This window comes from Mesorhizobium sp. C264A (assembly GCF_040324515.1).
GTDB lineage: Bacteria > Pseudomonadota > Alphaproteobacteria > Rhizobiales > Rhizobiaceae > Mesorhizobium.
Map to the genome: position 1 here is coordinate 967,913 of NZ_JAMYVY010000001.1, position 19,567 is coordinate 987,479.

Here is a 19,567-nt window from a genome sequence, read left to right on the forward strand (position 1 = left end):
GCTATGGTCGTCGGCATCGCACATTACCTGACCGTATCGGCGATCCTGTTCACGCTCGGCGTGTTCGGCATCTTCCTGAACCGCAGGAACATCATCGTCATCCTGATGTCGATCGAGCTGATCCTTTTGGCGGTCAACATCAATTTCGTCGCCTTCTCGGCGGCATTGGGCGATCTCGTCGGCCAGGTGTTTGCCCTGTTCGTGCTGACGGTCGCGGCCGCCGAAGCGGCCATCGGTCTTGCCATTCTCGTCGTCTTCTTCCGCAACCGCGGCTCGATCGCGGTCGAAGACGTGAACCAGATGAAGGGTTGACGGGGCTAACATGTATCAAGCGATCGTCTTCCTTCCGCTGCTCGGCTTCCTGATTGTCGGCCTGTTCGGCAATGCGCTCGGCGCCAAGGCATCGGAATACATCACCTCGGGCTTCCTGGTGATCTCGGCCGTGCTGTCCTGGGTCGCCTTCTTCTCCGTCGGCTTCGGCGAAGGCGAGGTGTTCACCGTGCCGGTACTGCGCTGGATCCAATCCGGCGGCTTGGACGCGTCCTGGGCGCTCAGGATCGACACGCTGACGGTGGTCATGCTGGTGGTGGTCAACACGGTGTCGGCGCTGGTCCACATCTATTCGATCGGCTACATGCACCACGATCCAAACCGGCCCCGCTTCTTTGCCTATCTGTCGCTGTTCACCTTCGCCATGCTGATGCTGGTGACGGCCGACAATCTGGTGCAGATGTTCTTCGGCTGGGAAGGGGTGGGTCTCGCCTCCTATTTGCTGATCGGCTTCTGGTACAAGAAGCCGTCGGCCAATGCCGCTGCGATCAAGGCCTTCGTCGTCAACCGCGTCGGCGATTTCGGCTTTGCGCTCGGCATTTTCGGCGTCTTCGTTTTGTTCGGCTCGGTCAATCTCGGCACCATCTTCGCCAATGCCGCGACGTTCATTCCGGCCGAAGGCGCACCACAAGGCGCCGCCGTGCTGACCTTCCTCGGCTATGCGCTGGACAAGCAGGCGGCCATGACCATCGTCTGCCTGCTGCTGTTCATGGGCGCCATGGGCAAGTCGGCGCAGGTGCCGCTGCACACCTGGCTGCCGGACGCCATGGAAGGCCCGACGCCGGTTTCCGCGCTGATCCATGCCGCCACCATGGTTACGGCCGGCGTGTTCATGCTGGCCCGGCTGTCGCCGCTGTTCGAACTGTCGCATTCGGCGCTGACCGTGGTGACCTTCATCGGCGCCTTCACCGCCTTCTTCGCGGCGACCGTCGGCCTGGTCCAGAACGACATCAAGCGCGTCATCGCCTATTCGACCTGTTCGCAGCTCGGCTACATGTTCGTGGCGCTCGGCGTCGGCGCCTATGGCGCGGCGATTTTCCATCTGTTCACGCACGCCTTCTTCAAGGCGCTGCTGTTCCTGGGCTCGGGCTCGGTCATCCATGCCGTCTCCGACGAGCAGGACATGCGCAAGATGGGCGGCCTGCGGAAGCTCATTCCGAAGACCTACTGGATGATGGTGATCGGCACGCTGGCGCTGACCGGCGTCGGCATTCCGGTGACCGTCATCGGCACCGCCGGCTTCTTCTCCAAGGATGCCATCATCGAGGCTGCCTTTGCCGGCCACAATTCGGTCGCCGGCCTCGCTTTTGTCCTGCTGGTCATCGCCGCCTGCTTCACCTCCTTCTACTCCTGGCGGCTGATCTTCATGACCTTCCACGGCGAGCCGCGGGCGAGCCACGACGTCATGCACCATGTCCATGAATCGCCGCCGGTGATGCTGGTGCCGCTGTTCATCCTGGCCGCGGGCGCGCTGTTTGCCGGCGTTATCTTTCATGGCGCCTTCATCGGCGAAGGCTATGCCGAATTCTGGAAGGCGTCGCTGTTCACGCTGCCGGACAACCACATCCTGCACGACATCCATGAATTGCCGCTGTGGGTCGAGCTGGCACCGTTCGTCGCCATGGTCATCGGCTTTGCAGTCGCCTGGAAGTTCTACATCCGCTCGCCGGAACTGCCCCGGAGCGTCGCCGCCAACCATCGGCTGCTCTATGCCTTCCTGCTCAACAAATGGTACTTCGACGAGCTCTACGACGTCCTGTTCGTGCGGCCGGCAAAGGCGCTGGGCAGGTTCTTGTGGAAGACCGGCGACGGCACCATCATCGACGGGCTCGGTCCTGACGGCATTTCGGCGCGCGTCGTCGATGTCACCGACCGCGTCGTCAAGCTGCAGACCGGCTACCTCTATCACTATGCCTTCGCCATGCTGATCGGCGTGGCCGCACTCGTCACCTGGATGATGCTCTGATGACCGCCTGGCCAATCCTCTCGCTGGTCACCTTCCTGCCGCTGGTCGGTGTGCTGCTGATCCTGTTCATCAGGGATGACAGCCCGAATGCGCGTCGCAACATCCGCGCCATCGCGTTCACGACGACGGCGGCCACCTTCATCATCTCGCTGTTCATCTGGACCGGCTTCGACAATTCGCAGGCCGGCTTCCAGTTCGTCGAGAAGTTTGCCTGGCTGGATTCCGGCATCTCCTACCATATGGGCGTCGACGGCATTTCGATGCTGTTCGTCATCCTCACGACGTTCCTGATGCCGCTCTGCATCCTGGCGTCGTGGGAAGCGATCGACAAGCGAGTCAAGGCCTACATGATTGCCTTCCTGCTATTGGAAACGCTGATGATCGGCGTGTTCTGCGCGCTCGACATCGTGCTGTTCTACGTCTTCTTCGAGGCCGGCCTGATTCCGATGTTCATCATCATCGGCGTCTGGGGCGGCAAGCGCCGCGTCTACGCCTCGTTCAAGTTCTTCCTCTATACGCTCGCCGGCTCGGTGCTGATGCTGCTCGCCATCATGGCGATGTTCTTCCAGGCGGGCACCACCGACATCCCGACGCTGCTGACCCACAACTTCCCGGCCCACATGCAGACATGGCTATTTCTAGCCTTCTTCGCCTCCTTCGCGGTGAAGATGCCGATGTGGCCGGTGCACACCTGGCTGCCCGATGCGCATGTCGAAGCGCCGACGGCGGGCTCGGTGATCCTGGCGGGCATACTGTTGAAAATGGGCGGGTACGGCTTCCTGCGCTTCTCCCTGCCGATGTTCCCGCTGGCGTCGGAAATGTTCGCACCGCTGGTGTTCACGCTGTCGGTCGTCGCCATCATCTACACCTCGCTGGTGGCGCTGATGCAGGAGGACATGAAGAAGCTGATCGCCTATTCCTCCGTCGCCCATATGGGCTTCGTCACCATGGGCATCTTCGCCATGAACCAGGAAGGCGTGCAGGGCGCGATCTTCCAGATGCTGAGCCACGGCCTCGTCTCGGGCGCACTGTTCCTGTGCGTCGGCGTCATTTACGACCGCATGCACACGCGAGAGATCGACGCCTATGGCGGCTTGGTCAACAACATGCCGAAATACGCAACCGTGTTCCTGATCTTCACCATGGCCAATGTCGGCTTGCCCGGCACGTCAGGCTTCGTCGGCGAGTTCCTGACCATGCTCGGCGTGTTCCGGGTCAACACCTGGGTGGCTTTCTTCGCCGCCACCGGCGTCATCCTGTCGGCGGCCTACGCGCTCTGGCTCTACCGCCGGGTCATCTTCGGCGCGCTGACCAAGGAAAGCCTGAAGGGCCTGCTCGATCTGTCGACGCGCGAGAAGGCAATCATCTACCCGCTGGTCGTGCTGGTCATCTTCTTCGGCGTTTATCCCGCTCCCGTCTTCGATGCCACGGCCCAGTCGGTCAAGGCGCTCGTCACCAATGTCACCGCATCCATCGGCGCCGCGCAGACCGCGGCGGCGAACTGACCAGAGGTTTTGCGAACCATGACGCCGGACCTTTATTCCAGCCTTTCGCTCTCGACGCCGGAGCTGATCCTCGCCATCGGCGCGCTGGCGCTGTTGATGGTCGGCGCCTATTCGCGCGCCAACACTGCCATTCTGGTGACTGTCCTTGCCGTCGCCGTGCTGGTGATCGCAGGCCTATGGCTGATCTTTCCCACGGGGCAGGGCGCAGCCTATGGCAACGCCTTCATCCAGGATCCGTTCTCCCGCTTCATGAAGGTGCTGTCGCTGATCGGTTCGGCGGTGACGCTGGTGATGTCGATGCGCTTCGCCAGGCAGGAGCATTTCGACAAGTTCGAATACCCGGTGCTGATCCTGTTGTGCGCGCTCGGCATGATGCTGATGATCTCGGCCAACGGCATGATCGGGCTCTATCTCGGCCTCGAACTGCAGTCGCTGGCGATTTACGTGCTGGCGGCGATCAATCGCGACAATCTGCGTTCGACCGAGGCAGGTTTGAAGTATTTTGTGCTCGGCGCGCTGTCGTCGGGCATGCTGCTTTACGGAATCAGCCTCATTTACGGCTACACCGGCAATGTCGGCTTCCAGGAAATCGCCTCGGCGCTTGGCAGCGGTGAGCGCCAGCTCGGCCTCGTCGTCGGCCTGGTTTTCGTTTTGGCCGGTCTTGCCTTCAAGATTTCCGCGGTGCCGTTCCACATGTGGACGCCCGATGTCTACGAGGGCGCGCCGACGCCGGTCACCGCCTTCCTGGCGGCTGCCCCCAAAATGGCGGCAATGGCGCTGATCGTGCGCGTCACCATGGGCGCCTTCAAGCCGATCGCTTCCGACTGGCAGCAGATCATCGTCTTCATCTCGATCGCCTCGATGGCGCTCGGCTCCTTCGCCGCGATCGGCCAAACCAACATCAAGCGGCTGATGGCGTACTCCTCGATCGGCCATATGGGCTACGCGCTGGTCGGCCTAGCCGCCAACAGCCAGGCCGGCGTGCGCGGCGTCGCCATCTACATGCTGATCTATCTCGTCATGACGCTCGGCACCTTCGCCTTCATCCTCGCCATGCGGCGCAAGGAAGGCAATGTCGAGCAGATCAGCGATCTCGCCGGTCTGTCGTCGACCAACCCGATCATGGCGACGATCCTGACCATCCTGATGTTCTCGCTGGCCGGCATCCCGCCGCTCGCCGGTTTCTGGGGGAAATGGTACGTGTTCCTCGCCGCCATCAACGCCAACCTCTATGCGCTGGCGATCATCGGCGTGCTGGCCTCCGTCGTGGGCGCTTTCTACTATCTGCGTATCATCAAGATCATGTGGTTCGACGAACCGGCCGGTGGCTTCGTGCCGATGGCGGTTGAGCTGCGCCTCGTGCTTGGTGTCTCCGGCGCTTTCGTGCTGTTCTATGTGTTGATCGGCGGTCCGATCGCGACCTACGCCGAAGCCGCCGCCAAGACATTTTTCTGACCGGATGGCATTTCGGCTGGCTCCAACCTCTGAGACGGAAGGGTTCCGGCTCGAGGCCCATGACAGCGTGGGTTCCACCAACACGCTTGCGCTGGACCATGCAAGGGCAGGCGACCCCGGCAAATTGTGGGTCGTTTCCAAGAAGCAGGAAAGCGGCCGTGGCCGCCGCGGCAGGGCCTGGGTATCTCCCGAGGGCAATCTGGCGGCGACATTGCTGGTCATCACCGGCGGTGAGTTGCGTCTGGCGGCGACGCTGGGCTTCGTCGCCGGCCTGTCGCTGGCCGATGCGCTTGACGCCGTGGTGCCGAAGGGCAGGATCGCCATCGGCCTCGACGGCGCCAGCCAAGGGCAGAACCGCTTCGAGCTGAAATGGCCGAACGATGTGCTTGCCTCCGGCGCCAAACTGGCCGGCATCCTGCTGGAATCGGCCATTCTCGATGGCGGCCGTTTCGCGGTGGCGGTGGGCATCGGCGTCAATGTGGTGGCGCATCCGCCGGATTTGCCGTATCCGGCGACATCGCTTCAGGCGCTGGGCGCGACATGCGACGCCGAAACGCTGTTCTTGGCGCTGTCCGATGCCTGGACCGACAATGCCCGGCTGTGGGATGACGGACGCGGGCTCGACGCCATCCGGCGTCGCTGGCTGGCGCGCGCGGCGGGGCTTGGCGGCGAGGTTGCTGTCAGGATTGACGGGAATGTGGTGCGCGGTACCTTCGAGACCATTGACGCGGACTGCCGTTTCGTGATCCGCGATGATGAGGGGTCGGTCGTGACGGTAGCCGCCGGCGACGTGCATTTCGGCGCCGTCGCGTCGGCAAAGATTTAGAGCTGGTCGCAAGGGCCGGGAAGGGAAAATTGATGGCGAAAGCGCAAAACGCCGAACTCGTCTTCGTGCCGCTCGGCGGCGTCGGCGAGATCGGCATGAACTTCGCCCTTTACGGCTATGGGCCGCCTAGCGCGCGCGAGTGGATCGTCGTCGATGTCGGCGTGACCTTTCCCGACGCGGCGCATCCGGGCGTCGACCTGATCCTGCCCGATACGCGCTTCATCGAGGAGAACCTCGCCGGCCTGCGCGGCATCATCATCACCCACGCGCATGAAGACCATTACGGGGCGCTGCTCGACATCTGGCCAAAGCTGAAGGCGCCGGTGTGGATGACACCGTTCAGCGCCGGCTTGCTGGACGCCAAGCGCCAGGGCGAGCAGGGCGCGCCGAAGAAAATTCCGGTGACGATCTACCGGGCAGGCGAGACATTCACCGTCGGCCCGTTCTCGATCGAGGCCATTCCGGTTGCGCACTCCATCCCCGAGCCGATGTCGCTGGCGATCACCTCGCCGGCCGGCACCGTCATCCATACCGGCGACTGGAAGATCGATCCGGAACCGACGATCGGCCCCAAGACCGACGAGGCGCGGTTTCGCGCCTATGGCGACAAGGGCGTTCTGGCGCTGGTCTGCGATTCCACCAATGCGCTGCGCGAAGGCGAATCGCCGTCGGAAGTGGCGGTGGGCGAAGGCCTCAGGGGCGTCATCCAGAGCGCTGTCGGCCGTGTCGCCGTCACCACCTTCTCCTCCAATGTCGGACGCATCGTCTCCATCGCCAAGGCGGCGCGCGATGCCGGCCGCCAGTGCCTGGTGCTCGGCCGCTCGCTGAAGCGGGTCATCGATGTCGCCGGCGAACTCGGCTACATGGACGGGCTGCCGGAGTTCATCGCCGAAGAGGATTTCGGCTTCATCCCGCGCGAGAACCTGGTCATCATCTGCACCGGCAGCCAGGGCGAGGCGCTGGCAGCGCTGGCAAAACTGTCGCGCGACGAGATGAAGTCGGTGTCGCTGACGGCCGGCGACACGGTGGTGTTTTCCTCACGCACCATTCCCGGCAACGAGAAGGCGATCCTCGAGATCAAGAACCGCCTCATCGACCTCGGCATCAAGATCATCGAGGATGGCGACGCGCTGGTGCATGTCTCCGGCCATCCCCGCCGCAGCGAGTTGCGCAGGATGTATGAATGGGTGCGGCCGCAGATCGGCGTTCCCGTGCACGGCGAAGCCGCGCATCTGGTGGCGCAGGGGTCGCTGATGTCGACGTCGGGCATCGGCCAGGTGGCGCAAGTGCGCGACGGCGACATGCTGCGGCTGGCGCCGGGTCCGGCCACGATCATCGACCAGGTGCCGTTCGGCCGCATCTACAAGGACGGCAGGCTGATCGGCACCGACCAGGCGATGGGCATACGCGACCGGCGCAAGCTATCCTTTGCCGGCCATGTCGCGGTCAATGTCGTGCTCGACGACAAATATGAGCTCGCCGGCGATCCCGACCTGGTCGCCATCGGCGTCGCCGAGGCCGATGCCCGTGGCGAAAACATGGAAGATCTGATGCTCGACGCGGCCGTCGGCGCGGTCGACTCGATCCCTCGCCAGCGCCGCAAGGACCTCGACCTGGTGCAGGAAGCGGTGCGCCGCGCCGTGCGCGGCGCCGCCAACGAAGCCTGGGGCAAGAAGCCGCTGGTGACGGTGTTTGTGACGAGGTAGTGGATGGTGAATAGTGAATAGTGAATAGTGAATAGTGAAGGGTCGACGTGCTGCGCTGATCGAGATTGGTATTCACCATTCACCCACTAGCCACGGAGCATCGATGCTCGGACGCCTGAACCATGTAGCGCTTGCCGTGCCGGACCTGGCCGCGGCGATTGCGGCCTATCGCGATACGCTTGGCGCGAAGGTCACCGCGCCGCAAGCGCTGCCCGAGCATGGCGTTACCGTGGTGTTCGTCGATGTCGGCAACACCAAGATCGAACTCCTGGAGCCGCTGGGCGAACTGTCGCCGATCGCGGCCTTTCTGGCGAAGAACCCCTCGGGTGGCATGCATCATGTCTGCTACGAGGTCGACGACATCCTTGTCGCGCGCGATCACCTCAAAGCGAGCGGCGCCCGCGTGCTGGGCGACGGCAATCCCAAAACCGGCGCCCACGGCAAGCCGGTGCTGTTCCTGCATCCCAAGGATTTCTTCGGCACGCTGGTCGAACTGGAGCAGGCATGAGCTGGATTTCGTTTGCCGCCCTGTTCTTCATCACCTGGTGGCTGATGCTGTTCATCGTGCTGCCGTTCAGCGTCAAGACGCAGGATGACGACCAGGACGTGACGCTGGGCACGGTTGCGAGCGCGCCGCGCGGACCGCATATGCTGCGCGCCGTGATCCGCACCACCATCGTCACGGCTGTCGTCATGGGGGTTTTCTACAGCCTGACGCACGGGCTGGGCTACAGCCTCGACGAAGTCCCGCACATCATCCCCGAAGCCAGCCGGGCACCGGCTAACTAACCACTTTCCCGCCGACAGATCGGGTGGGGTGTTCGTGCCTGTTTTCGAAGCGCCAAACTAAGGTTTGTCTCACCAGCCTGCAATGCGCAATAGGCGGCCAGGCATGGCCCACCCGTATTAGAATCAAGACTGGGCATCAGGCTGACGCAAGCTCACGTGATTTGGGAACAGGTTGATCTAACCAGATGATCGGGCAAAAAAATGCAAGGCACAAGGCCTTGCAATTTAAACGCGTTCCGATCTGTTTTCCGGTTTCCGGCGGCAGCGGGTAACCGCGCCTAGATCGCATCCTCCCAAGACTTTGACCGCGTAGGAGAGCAGATTTTTCTCCACCCTCTCGGTTATCGGGGCACACTAGCCTAACCCTGATGAAATTGTCACGCAGAATTTTGCCCGCAATCGGGCAATCTGTGCTGCAGTGCACAATAGTGCGGCAGGCTTTGCTTGCGAAACGAACAACACCGGGGCTGCCGCCTTAATCTGGTCAGGTGTGCCGCGTCGCACGGACGCGCAAAGCGTGTGTGAGCACTTCGGAGTCAGGTCATCATTTTGTATCAAAAGCATTATCGTTTTCGGTGCGAAGGTCTTTGGAAGAAGAATCGATTTTTGCGATTTCCGGCCGATGCGGCCGGTCGGGTTTCCATTCCGTCACGAAATAGCTATGAAGCCGGGGCAAGCAAGCCAGCCGCGCCGATTCCGGCGCAGCCTCCTCTCTCACGGACCTGTCCATGCGTTTGTCGCAGTTTTTCCTGCCCATCCTGAAAGAAAATCCGCGCGAGGCCGAGATCGTCTCGCACCGGCTGATGCTGCGTGCCGGCATGATCCGCCAGCAGGGGCAGGGCAGCTTTTCCTGGCTGCCGCTGGGCAAGCTGGTGCTGGACAAGGTCTGCCGCATCATCCGCGAGGAGCAGAACCGCGCCGGCGCTCTGGAAATCCTGATGCCGACCATCCAGTCGGCCGATCTGTGGCGCGAAAGCGGCCGCTATGACGATTACGGCAAGGAGATGCTGCGCATCAAGGACCGGCAGGACCGCGACATGCTTTACGGTCCGACCAATGAGGAAGTGGTCACCGAGATCGTGCGCGCCTACGTCAAGTCCTACAAGGACTTGCCGCTAAACCTCTACCACATCCAGTGGAAGTTCCGCGACGAGGTGCGGCCGCGCTTCGGCGTTATGCGCTCGCGCGAATTCCTGATGAAGGATGCCTATTCCTTCGACCTCGATTTCGAGGGCGCGAAGGCCGCCTATAACCGCATGTTCGTATCCTATCTCAGGACGTTCACGCGCATGGGGCTGCAGGCCATTCCGATGCGGGCCGACACCGGGCCGATCGGCGGCGATCTCAGCCATGAATTCATCATCCTGGCCGACACCGGCGAGAGCCAGGTCTATTGCGACCGCGAATATCTGTCGCTCCAGGTGCCCGGCGAGAAAACCGACTTCGGCAATGACGGCGAGATCGCCGACATCGTCAAAACGTGGACGACGCCTTACGCCGCCACCGACGAGATGCATGACGAGGCGGCCTGGGACAAGCTTGGCGAAGCCGACCGGGTCTCGGCACGCGGCATCGAGGTCGGCCACATCTTCCATTTCGGCGACAAATATTCCAAGCCCATGGGCGCCAAGGTGACCGGGCCCGGCGGCAAGGATCATTTCGTTTCCGGCGGCTCCTACGGTATCGGTCCGTCGCGGCTGGTGGCGGCGATCATCGAGGCCAGCCATGACGATAACGGCATCATCTGGCCGGAAGCGGTGACGCCGTTCGACATCGGCCTGATCAACATGAAGGCCGGCGACGCCGAGTGCGACCGCGTCTGCGGCGAGCTCTACGCCGCCTTCACCGGCGCCGGCAAGGATGTGCTTTACGACGACACCGACCAGCGGCCGGGCGGCAAGTTCGCCACCGCCGACCTGATCGGCCTGCCCTGGCAGGTGATCGTCGGGCCGCGCGGCGTGGCCGCCGGCGAGATCGAGATCAAGAACCGCCGGACCGGCGAGCGCGAGACGCTGCCGGTCGCGGAGGCCAGGAAACGCTTCGGTGCAACCGCATGAGCGAAGCCGCGGCAGCGAAGTCTTCGGTAGCCCAGTCTCCGGTTGGCAAGTCTCCGGTCGCCAAATCTCCGGTCGCCAAGTCTCCGGTCGCCGGCCCGTTCTCCATGTTCGAACGCATGGTCGCCTGGCGTTATTTGCGGTCGCGCCGCAAGGAGACGGTGATCTCGGTCATCGCCTCGATCTCCTTCCTTGGCATAATGCTGGGCGTCGCCACGCTGATCGTCGTCATGGCTGTCATGAACGGGTTTCGAGCCGAACTTCTGACCCGCATCCTCGGCGTCAACGGCCATCTGATCGTGCAGCCGCTGGATTCGCCGCTTGAGGATTATGCGCAGGTCGCAGCCCGCATCAACGGCGTGGCCGGCGTCAAATACGCGATCCCGCTGATCGACGGCCAGGTGCTGGCGCAGGGCAATGTCGGCGGCGGCATGGGCGCGCTGGTGCGCGGTATCAGGGCCGAAGACCTCGGCAAGATCGCAATCGTCGCCCAAAACGTCAAGCAAGGCACGCTTGAGGGCTTCGACTCCGGCGAGGGCGTCGCCATCGGCAAGCGCATGGCGGAGAATCTCGGCCTTGTGCTCGGCGACACCATTACGCTGATCTCGCCGGATGGCGATGTGACGCCGATGGGCACGACGCCGCGACTGAAGGGCTACAAGGTGGCGGCGATCTTCGAGGTCGGCATGTCGGAGTATGACAGCTCCATCGTCTACATGCCGTTTTCCGAAGCGCAGCTCTATTTCAACATGGACGGCAGGGCGCAGACGATCGAGATCTATGTCGACAATCCCGATAATGTCGACGCGCTGAAACCGCTGGTCGATGCGGCGGCGCAACGGCCGATCGACATGGTCGACTGGCGCCAGCGCAACGAGACGTTCTTTTCAGCACTGCAGGTCGAGCGCAACGTCATGTTCATGATCCTGACGCTGATCGTGCTGGTGGCGGCGCTCAACATCATCTCCGGCCTGATCATGCTGGTGAAGGACAAGGGCCACGATATCGCCATCCTGCGCACGATGGGCGCCTCGCGCGGCGCCATCCTGCGCATCTTCCTGATGACGGGCGCTGCGATCGGCGTAACCGGCACGCTCGCCGGCGTGCTGCTCGGGGTGCTCATCTGCACCAACATCGAATCGATCCGCCAGTTCTTCTCCTGGATGACCGGCAAGGTGCTGTTCAATCCGGAACTCTATTTCCTCAGCCAGCTGCCGGCAAAGATGGACCCGCGCGAGACCACCTATGTCATCCTGATGGCGCTCGGCCTGTCCTTCCTGGCAACAGTGTTTCCGGCATGGCGCGCCGCACGGCTCGATCCGGTCGAGGCCTTGAGATACGAATGAAGTCCGAGATCATTATCGAGCTGAAGAGCGTCGAGCGGCACTATGTCCAGGGGCCGCGCAAGCTCACCATTTTGAACGGCGCCGACTTTTCGCTGAAGCGCGGCGAGATGGTGGCGCTGGTGGCGCCGTCGGGCACCGGCAAGTCGACGCTGCTCCATACGGCGGGCCTGCTCGAGCGCCCCGACGCCGGTGACGTCATTCTGGCCGGCCGCGCCTGCGGACGGCTCTCCGACGACGAACGCACGGCAATCCGCCGCAACGATGTCGGCTTCGTCTATCAGTTCCATCATCTGCTGCCGGAGTTTTCGGCACTGGAAAACATCATGATGCCGCAGCTGATCAAAGGGCTTTCGCGCAAGGAGGCGTCGGAGCGCGCAGCACAGCTGCTCGACTATATGCAGATCGGCAAGCGCGCGTCGCACCGTCCGTCGGAGCTGTCCGGCGGCGAGCAGCAGCGCGTCGCCATTGCCCGCGCGGTCGCCAATGCGCCCTTGCTGCTGCTCGCCGACGAGCCGACCGGCAATCTCGACCCGGTCACCGCCTCCTATGTCTTCGAGGCGCTTGGCGCGCTGGTCAAGCAGTCCGGCCTTGCCGCGCTGATCGCGACCCACAATCACGAACTCGCCTCGCGCATGGACCGCCGGGTGACGTTGGCGGATGGCAAGGTCGTTCCGTTGTAGGCCCCAACTTCCTCATCCTAGGGTCTGCGCCGCGTCGCTGCGCTCCTTGCTCCGCCCTAGGATCACGAAGTGATTGGTGCGTGTCCCGATCGCAAAGGCATGCGATGCGCCCTGCGTCAGCACTGCCGTCACCCCGTCAACCTTTCCTTAACCCTGCCCAAACCGGCTGTCAGGATTCGTCGGCCTGCCGCTTTCCGCTCATTGACTTACGAACAAAGTTAGAACAAAATACGAACATATCAACAACAGGAGAGAGTTATGAGCGATCTTGTTCAGGACGTCGTTTCGTTGGTGTGCATGAGTGCGTTTCTGGTTTCCATGGCTGTCTGGATCGGCGCCATGTGATGCAACTGCGGTTCGCCGCACTGTTTTAGGCGGGCAGGAAGGCGCTGTGCCGTTAAGCCTTTCTTGCCGCCATGACGCTAGGCTGCCCCGCCAAGACAGGGAGCAAAAACCTCAGGTGTCGCCGATCGTGACGGCCCTTCTCGTGGCCGGTAATCTCGGACTGATTTTCCTTCTGATGACTGCGCCGCTCGGTTTGCGCACGGTGCGGCTGAGCCGCGTGGTTGCCGTGGACCGGCAGCGCCTCTGGCAGGCGCTGTGGCCGCTCGGCAGCGATGCCGGCTGGTCCGGCGAGATACTCTCGGCCCAGCCGCTGGACGGGCAGGGCACGGCCCGCATCCTGCTGTCCTGGGAGGGCCGGGACGGCCAGCCGATCGAGCGAAGGTCGCGCTTCGAGGACGTCGTCGAAGGCAGTCGTTTTTCGATGCGGGTCATCGAGGATACCGCGCTCGACGCGTCGTTCTGGAAGGATTTTTATGAGACCACTGAACTCACCTCGGAAGGTGCCGGCACGCGGGTGACGCTCAGCCAGACCGATCGCTATCGCGGCGTCGCCTTCCTGGTGTTCCGCTACTTCGCCATGCGCCGCGAGCTCGGCAAGCTGGAGATCTGGGCGAGGACCGGACAGTATCGCAAGGGCGGCTGGTTCGAGCATCCGCTGAGCCAGGTCGGTTTCGCCGTTCTGTCGGCTTTCATCCTTTGGCCGTTCTTCGGGCTCAATCTTGGCGGCCTGGCGCTGGCCGCGATCCTGACCTCGGTGGTCGCCCTGCATGAGCTCGGCCACATGGCGGCCTTCCGGCTGACCGGTCATCGCAAGGCGCGGATGATCTTTATCCCGCTGCTCGGCGGCATCGCCATTGGTGGCCGGCCTTATGACAGCCGCTTCGAGGTCGCCTTCGTGGCGCTGATGGGCGCCGGCTTTTCCGCGTTCCTGGTTCCGCTGCTGATCGTCGCCAGCGGGCTCGCGTCCGGCGAGGGACATCGGCTCGCCGCGGCCCTTCTGGCGACGCTTGCCGGCTTTGCCGCGCTGTTCAACATCGCCAATCTGGTGCCGGTGTGGAAATTCGACGGCGGCCAGGTGCTGCGCCAGATCTGCCCGGGGCCGGTCGCCCTGGCGCTCGCCTCGTTTTCCCTGCTCTCGGCCTTGCTGTGGCTTGGCTGGCTGGCCGGCTTTTCCCAAAGCTTTCTGCTGGTGGCGGGCGCCGTCTTTGCCATCCTCAGCCTGATGACAGTGGGTAGCGGGGTAAAACCGCGCCACGAATTGAAGCCGATCCGCATCTTCGATCGTTTCGCCATGGCCGGCGCGCTGCTGGCCGTCTTCGCCATTCACGGTTTCGGGCTGTTGTGGGCCTCGGCGCGGTTGCTTTGAGCGTTGGTCGAGGCGAGACTCAGCCGGCCTTGCGAGCCGGTTCTGCAGAAGTTGACTTCGCTGCCCCGAAAACATCCTCGAAGGCGGATTTCAGCGCCAGGTCGAAATCGCCCATGGTCACGGGCAGGCCGAGGTCGACGAGGCTGGTGACGCCGTGATCCGGCACGCCGCATGGCACGATGCCGCTGAAATGGCTGAGATCCGGCTCGACATTGACGGCAATGCCATGAAAGCTCACCCAGCGCCGCAGCCGGATGCCGATGGCCGCGATCTTGTCTTCAGCCGGCGAGCCGTCGGGCAGGGACGGGCGCTCGGGCCGCACCACCCAGACTCCGACGCGGTCCTCGCGGCGTTCGCCGCGCACATTGAAGGCGGCAAGCGTGCCGATGATCCACTGCTCGAGCGCGGCGACGAAGGCGCGCACATCCTCGCGCCGGCGCTTCAGGTCAAGCATGACATAGGCAACCCGCTGCCCCGGCCCGTGATAGGTGTATTCGCCGCCGCGCCCCGCGGCAAAGACCGGGAAACGGTCGGGGTCGATCAGGTCCTCGATGCGGGCGCTGGTCCCGGCGGTGTAAAGCGGCGGATGCTCGACCAGCCAGACCATCTCGGCGGCTGCACCCGCGCGGATCGCCTCGGCGCGCGCTTCCATCAGGGCCAGCGCATCGGTGTAGCCGGTCAGGCCGGGCTCGATGCGCCATTCGACCGGCGCCGAACCCGGCAAGGGCAGGAACGACGTGGCGATCTGGCTGCGTTCGGTCATGGCTTTTTCGTTTTTCGCGTGATGCACGCCGGCTTGGCGAAACCGCCTTGCGCTCTGGGGCCAAATGCATTTGCCCTTCATATGGCGGTATCCGGCTGAAACGTCCAGTTCGCCACGCATTTCGGCCTTCGCGCACGACCCCGAAGATAGGAACGATCTTCGGAAAGGATCATGCGCCAAATCAAAGTGCTGCAGCGTCCTTTGCGCGTCCCACAGGACGCGCGGCGCTGTAGAGGCCGATATGCCAATTCGCGGCGATTATTGCGCGCCGCGCCCTTGTTTCGCAGGAAACGATTTGCTACACGCCGCGAGCCGGTTCGTTCCGGCTCCTACCACGGGCGGTCGTGGCGGAATTGGTAGACGCGCAGCGTTGAGGTCGCTGTGGGGCAACCCGTGGAAGTTCGAGTCTTCTCGACCGCACCATAATTTTTCGGCCATTGAAATCATTGCGGCTTCTCAGGCCGTCGACGCCAAATCATCGCCTTTGGCGCTTGAACCGGCCGCAGCAGAGTTGCAACAAGAGGTCGCAGAGCCGCACGCGAACGCCGCTTGGCTCGCACCGGCCAGCCTCCTGCACCTGAGTCCCCGGCTTTGCCGGTGGCGGGGCAGGGGATGTGGTTGACCTAAGCGGCGCGTCGTTGCGGGAAATGGAGACCCGGACGGGCTCGACGAGGGTCAACGGCCGTCACGACGGTGTGGTGGTGATCGCAGTAGACGCGATCCGGCGACGTCGGCCCGGCACAAAACCGGTAACCACCGGGTACCGACCGGTCTTCGCTCACCGGGAAGCGGCACTGGTGCAGGCCTAGCTGAATGAGGGGGACGTCTCTCGACGCTGGTCTGATATTTTCACGCATGATGGTTTTCAGTTTCCTGGTTCATAGCCATTGCCGGCTGACGGCCGCGATGCGACCGGTCGGAGCGAGCTTCTCTCGTTTTGGAGGGCTGTGGACCACATATGGTGCTGATAGCACCGTCAAAGAAGCCCGGCGCCCCGCTTCTGCAGCCAAATCGTTTGCGACTTAAGGCCACACCCGCGAGCGCCCGAAGCACCTGTCCGGCCGGGATTTGCCGGCGCGCCGTTGCATAGCCTCAGTCCGTCGCCGCCGATCGCTTGAAGACGATGGTGACCCTGGTTCCCTCGCCGGCACTCGACTTGACGTCGAATTGCGCCTTGGCATTTTCGGTCAGCGACCGCGCGATCAAGGAGCCGAGCTTGCCGGGCCTGGGCCAGGTCTCACCCGTCGGCAGACCGATCCCATCATCGGCGACAGTCACCCGGCAACCATCGCCGCTGACGACGCTGTGCAGCGTGATCGTGCCGCCATCGCGCCCGACGAATGCATGTTTGAGAGCGTTGGTCAGCAACTCATTGACGACCAGGCCTGTCGGCATGGCAACGTTGATGGATACCGGATAGGTATCCACCTTAAGGTCGAGGCGGATACCTTCGACTGCGTGCGACGCCATGACGGCGGACGCGATCTGGCTAAGGTACACGCCAAGATCCACCTCATCCTTCTGCTGGTCAGCCGACAATGTCTGGTAGAGGATTGCCAATGCGTCTACCCGGCCGGCAAGCCTTTCGAAACGCTTCTGGTCCGGTTCGGTGGCGTTGCGGGTTTCCATCCGGATCAAAGCGGTGATCATCTGCAGATTGTTTTTCACCCGATGCTGCAGTTCGCGCAACAGGGTGTCCTTCTCCCGGATGAGCTCCTCCGCGGGTCGCGCGTCCTCGGTCTCACCGTGTGCCGTGACGTCGACAAGCGCCACCAGCCGGAAGCAGAGCTTGCCGTTGTCGTCCTCGATAACGTTGGAATAAACGTCGACGATTGCCGGCTTGTCCTCGCCGCGCTCGAGGCGAAACGTGCCGACGAAATCGGTGTCTTCAACGACAGCCTCGGCGAGCGGCCTGTCCTTCTGCCGATGAAGCCCCCTGCCGGAAAGGGCCGCCCAGTTTTCCCGCGCAAGCTTCGGCGCCTTGAGGTCCGAGAGCTTCTCGAATTCGGGATTGGCGTAGACGACACGTTCCTTCGCGATCAATTCCGAGACGGCGATCGCGATCGGCATCTGGTCGAGAAATTTCTTGAACTGGTCGCTTTCCAGCGCGGTGGCGAGGTCAGGCGTATCGAGCAATTGCTCGACAGCGTCAGCCTTATCGGAGTCTGTCATCTCGGCGCCTGCGTGATGCGTGGAAGCCATCAATATCAGGCATGCAATTCACCCGCCATCTCCAATATCGAAGGGGATACGACAGCGTCACTACTGGTGCGGGCCGCGTCGCGCAGCGCTCCACCGCCTGCCGCTCACGAACGAATTGGACAGAAGGCATTTTTCTCAGGGCCGCCGAACTTTGAAAAGAAATGTCTATGGAATTTGTAGAATTATGCTTTGAATGGGATCTCGGTACTGCTCGCAAGCCTTGGCGGCCTTCGCCTCCTGAGTTGAGATCAGTGCTCTCGTTGCCAAGCAAGTCGGCTCCCGATGAGGGAGTTGCTCCGCCGATCGCTATGCGGCCGGCAGACGGCGGAGCATTGCCACCAGCCCGCGGCTTTAGAGGAAGAGGTTCCCATGACCAGACTTACCCCCGTAGAGCAGATCATCCCGGATGCCGATATTGTCCCGCTTACCGGACGCGTCGGCGCAGAGATCAGGAACATTCGGCTCTCCGGCGACCTGCCGCAGCAGACGGTCGCGGCGATCAACCAGATCCTGTTGCGGCACAAGGTGGTGTTCTTCCGCGACCAGGCGCATCTCGACGATGCCGAGCAGGAGCGCTTTGCCCAGCGTCTCGGCGACCTCGTCCCGCATCCGACCCAAGGTCCCGTCAAGGGAACGGCGTCCATTCTCGAACTCGATTCCAGCCGTGGCGGCGGTCGCGCCGACCAATGGCATACCGATGTCACCTTCGTCGACGCCTATCCGAAATTCTCCGTTCTTCGCGGCGTCGTCATACCGCCGGCCGGCGGCGACACCATCTGGTCGAACACCGCGGCCGCCTATCAGGACCTGCCCGAGCCGTTGAAGCTGCTGGCCGACAATCTCTGGGCGGTGCACAGCAACGCCTACGATTACGCCGCGGTGCGGCCGCGTGCGAGCGCCGCGGAAAAGAAGCACTTCGAGGAAATCTTCACCTCGACGATCTACGAGACCGAGCATCCCGTTGTCCGCGTCCATCCCGAAACAGGCGAGCGCTCGCTGCTGCTCGGCAATTTCGTGCAACGGCTGATCGGTCTTTCCAAAAGCGATTCGGCGAAGCTCTACGAGGTGTTCCAGTCCTATGTCACGGCGCCGGAGAACACCGTGCGCTGGCGCTGGAAGGCCGGCGATGTGGCGATCTGGGATAACCGCGCGACGCAGCACTACGCCGTCAACGATTACGGCGACCAGCACCGGGTGGTGCGTCGCGCCACGGTCGACGGCGACATTCCGGTCAGCGTCGACGGCCGCCGCAGCGCCACCCGCACCAAGGTCGCGAAGCCGGCAGCCGACAAGGCAGCATGAGGCGCGGTCGAACGCGAAGGCCGCTGTTCAGGCGGCCTTCTTCATCCCCGCCAGCGTCTCTGCAACCACCTCACCAAACGACGACGGCGTCGGCACGATGATCACCCCGGCGTCCTTGAGGATCTCCACCTTTTCCTGCGCCGACTCGCCGAAGGCCGAGATGATGGCGCCGGCGTGGCCCATGCGGCGGCCTTTGGGGGCGGAGAGGCCGGCGATGTAGGCGATCAGGGGCTTGCGCATATTATCGCGCGCCCAGATCGCGGCTTCGGCTTCCTGCGGTCCGCCGATCTCGCCGATCATCACCACCGCGTCGGTGTCGTCATCCTGTTCGAACAGTTTCAGCGTGTCCTTGAAGGACGAGCCGTTGATCGGGTCGCCGCCAATGCCGACGCTGGTCGAGACGCCGATGCCGAGCGACTTCATCTGCGACGCCGCCTCGTAGCCCAGGGTTCCGGAGCGGCCGACAATGCCGACGCGGCCAGGCAGATAGATGCTGCCGCGCATGATGCCCATCAGCGCCTGTCCGGGCGTGATGACGCCGGCGCAGTTCGGGCCGATTAGCCGCATGCGGTCCTCGTAGCGGTAGCGCAGCATGTAGCGCTTGACCTGCATCATGTCCTGCGACGGGATGCCGTCGGTGATGCAGACGCAGAGTTTTATGCCGGCGTCGGCCGCTTCCATGATGGAATCGGCGGCAAAGGGCGGCGGCACGAAGACGATGCTGGCCTCGGCGCGGGTCTCGCGCACCGCGCCCTTGACCGTGTTGAAGACAGGCAGGCCGAGATGCTTCTGGCCGCCTTTGCCGGGGGTGACGCCGCCGACCAGCTTGGTGCCATAGCGTTTCATGTCGTCGGCATGGAAGCTGCCGATCTTGCCGGTGAACCCCTGGACGATGACGCGGGTGCTGCGGTTGAGCAGGATTGCCATTTTCT

17 protein-coding genes and 1 tRNA gene are annotated in these 19,567 nt (G+C 63.1%); 14 read left to right on the plus strand and 4 right to left on the minus strand.

All coding sequences use genetic code 11. From position 1 onward, the window contains the following. The first annotated feature begins 3 nt into the window (after positions 1–3). The 12 genes from nuoK to NKL04_RS04760 all read left to right on the plus strand — a co-directional run bounded on the left by nuoK (position 4) and on the right by NKL04_RS04760 (position 14,368). The gene (gene nuoK, locus NKL04_RS04705) at positions 4–312 is read left to right on the plus strand and encodes an NADH-quinone oxidoreductase subunit NuoK (RefSeq protein WP_023670810.1); all 309 of its coding nucleotides are present in this window, start codon (positions 4–6) and stop codon (positions 310–312) included. Positions 313–322: 10 nt separating this feature from the next. Further along, the gene (nuoL, locus tag NKL04_RS04710; protein WP_023700374.1) at positions 323–2,296 is read left to right on the plus strand and encodes an NADH-quinone oxidoreductase subunit L; all 1,974 of its coding nucleotides are present in this window, start codon (positions 323–325) and stop codon (positions 2,294–2,296) included. After that, positions 2,296–3,801 (plus strand): NADH-quinone oxidoreductase subunit M, encoded by a 1,506-nt coding sequence (locus tag NKL04_RS04715; protein ID WP_023670808.1) that lies wholly within the window; start codon positions 2,296–2,298, stop codon positions 3,799–3,801. The genes nuoL and NKL04_RS04715 overlap by 1 nt, the downstream gene beginning before the upstream one ends. Positions 3,802–3,819: 18 nt before the next feature. Continuing rightward, positions 3,820–5,256, plus strand: coding sequence for an NADH-quinone oxidoreductase subunit NuoN (gene nuoN, locus NKL04_RS04720; protein ID WP_023700373.1), 1,437 nt, complete (start codon positions 3,820–3,822; stop codon positions 5,254–5,256). A 4-nt stretch (positions 5,257–5,260) separates the two neighbouring features. After that, positions 5,261–6,082 carry a biotin--[acetyl-CoA-carboxylase] ligase gene (locus NKL04_RS04725; RefSeq protein ID WP_023670806.1) on the plus strand — a complete coding sequence of 274 codons (822 nt, stop codon included), beginning with the start codon at positions 5,261–5,263 and terminating at the stop codon, positions 6,080–6,082. 32 nt (positions 6,083–6,114) lie between these two features. Beyond that, positions 6,115–7,788 (plus strand): ribonuclease J, encoded by a 1,674-nt coding sequence (locus NKL04_RS04730; protein WP_023690300.1) that lies wholly within the window; start codon positions 6,115–6,117, stop codon positions 7,786–7,788. A gap of 103 nt (positions 7,789–7,891) precedes the next feature. Next, positions 7,892–8,296: a methylmalonyl-CoA epimerase gene (gene mce, locus NKL04_RS04735; protein ID WP_023700372.1), complete on the plus strand. Its 405-nt coding sequence runs from the start codon at positions 7,892–7,894 to the stop codon at positions 8,294–8,296. Continuing rightward, positions 8,293–8,577, plus strand: a complete 285-nt coding sequence (locus NKL04_RS04740; protein WP_023698332.1) for a DUF1467 family protein — start codon at positions 8,293–8,295, stop codon at positions 8,575–8,577. The genes mce and NKL04_RS04740 overlap by 4 nt, the downstream gene beginning before the upstream one ends. Before the next feature lie 728 nt (positions 8,578–9,305). Continuing rightward, positions 9,306–10,634, plus strand: a complete 1,329-nt coding sequence (gene proS / locus NKL04_RS04745; RefSeq protein WP_023700371.1) for a proline--tRNA ligase — start codon at positions 9,306–9,308, stop codon at positions 10,632–10,634. A 104-nt stretch (positions 10,635–10,738) separates the two neighbouring features. After that, positions 10,739–11,977 (plus strand): lipoprotein-releasing ABC transporter permease subunit, encoded by a 1,239-nt coding sequence (locus tag NKL04_RS04750; protein WP_031209216.1) that lies wholly within the window; start codon positions 10,739–10,741, stop codon positions 11,975–11,977. Then, positions 11,974–12,657: an ABC transporter ATP-binding protein gene (locus tag NKL04_RS04755; protein ID WP_023685211.1), complete on the plus strand. Its 684-nt coding sequence runs from the start codon at positions 11,974–11,976 to the stop codon at positions 12,655–12,657. The genes NKL04_RS04750 and NKL04_RS04755 overlap by 4 nt, the downstream gene beginning before the upstream one ends. 460 nt (positions 12,658–13,117) lie before the next feature. Continuing rightward, a complete protein-coding gene (locus tag NKL04_RS04760; protein ID WP_023700369.1) occupies positions 13,118–14,368 on the plus strand; it encodes a peptidase M50 in 1,251 nt (416 codons plus the stop codon). A gap of 19 nt (positions 14,369–14,387) precedes the next feature. Here the strand turns inward: NKL04_RS04760 and lipB are convergent, their stop codons facing one another. After that, positions 14,388–15,131: a lipoyl(octanoyl) transferase LipB gene (gene lipB, locus NKL04_RS04765; RefSeq protein WP_023690297.1), complete on the minus strand. Its 744-nt coding sequence runs from the start codon at positions 15,129–15,131 to the stop codon at positions 14,388–14,390. A gap of 338 nt (positions 15,132–15,469) precedes the next feature. Here lipB and NKL04_RS04770 point away from each other — a divergent pair. Further along, positions 15,470–15,554 (plus strand) — tRNA-Leu (locus NKL04_RS04770). Positions 15,555–15,754: 200 nt separating this feature from the next. On the opposite strand, the gene NKL04_RS04775 is transcribed toward NKL04_RS04770, so the two are convergent. Beyond that, positions 15,755–15,988, minus strand: coding sequence for a GcrA family cell cycle regulator (locus NKL04_RS04775; RefSeq protein ID WP_081726058.1), 234 nt, complete (start codon positions 15,986–15,988; stop codon positions 15,755–15,757). 235 nt (positions 15,989–16,223) lie between these two features. Beyond that, positions 16,224–17,303 (minus strand): sensor histidine kinase, encoded by a 1,080-nt coding sequence (locus NKL04_RS04780; protein WP_023685214.1) that lies wholly within the window; start codon positions 17,301–17,303, stop codon positions 16,224–16,226. Positions 17,304–17,702: 399 nt separating this feature from the next. On the opposite strand from NKL04_RS04780, the gene NKL04_RS04785 reads away from it, so the two are divergent. Beyond that, entirely contained in the window at positions 17,703–18,635 is a 933-nt protein-coding gene (locus tag NKL04_RS04785) for a TauD/TfdA dioxygenase family protein (protein ID WP_023685215.1), read from the plus strand. Positions 18,636–18,662: 27 nt separating this feature from the next. Here NKL04_RS04785 and sucD read toward each other — a convergent pair whose 3' ends face one another. Next, a complete protein-coding gene (gene sucD / locus NKL04_RS04790; RefSeq protein ID WP_023700368.1) occupies positions 18,663–19,562 on the minus strand; it encodes a succinate--CoA ligase subunit alpha in 900 nt (299 codons plus the stop codon). Between the last annotated feature and the right edge of the window lie 5 nt (positions 19,563–19,567).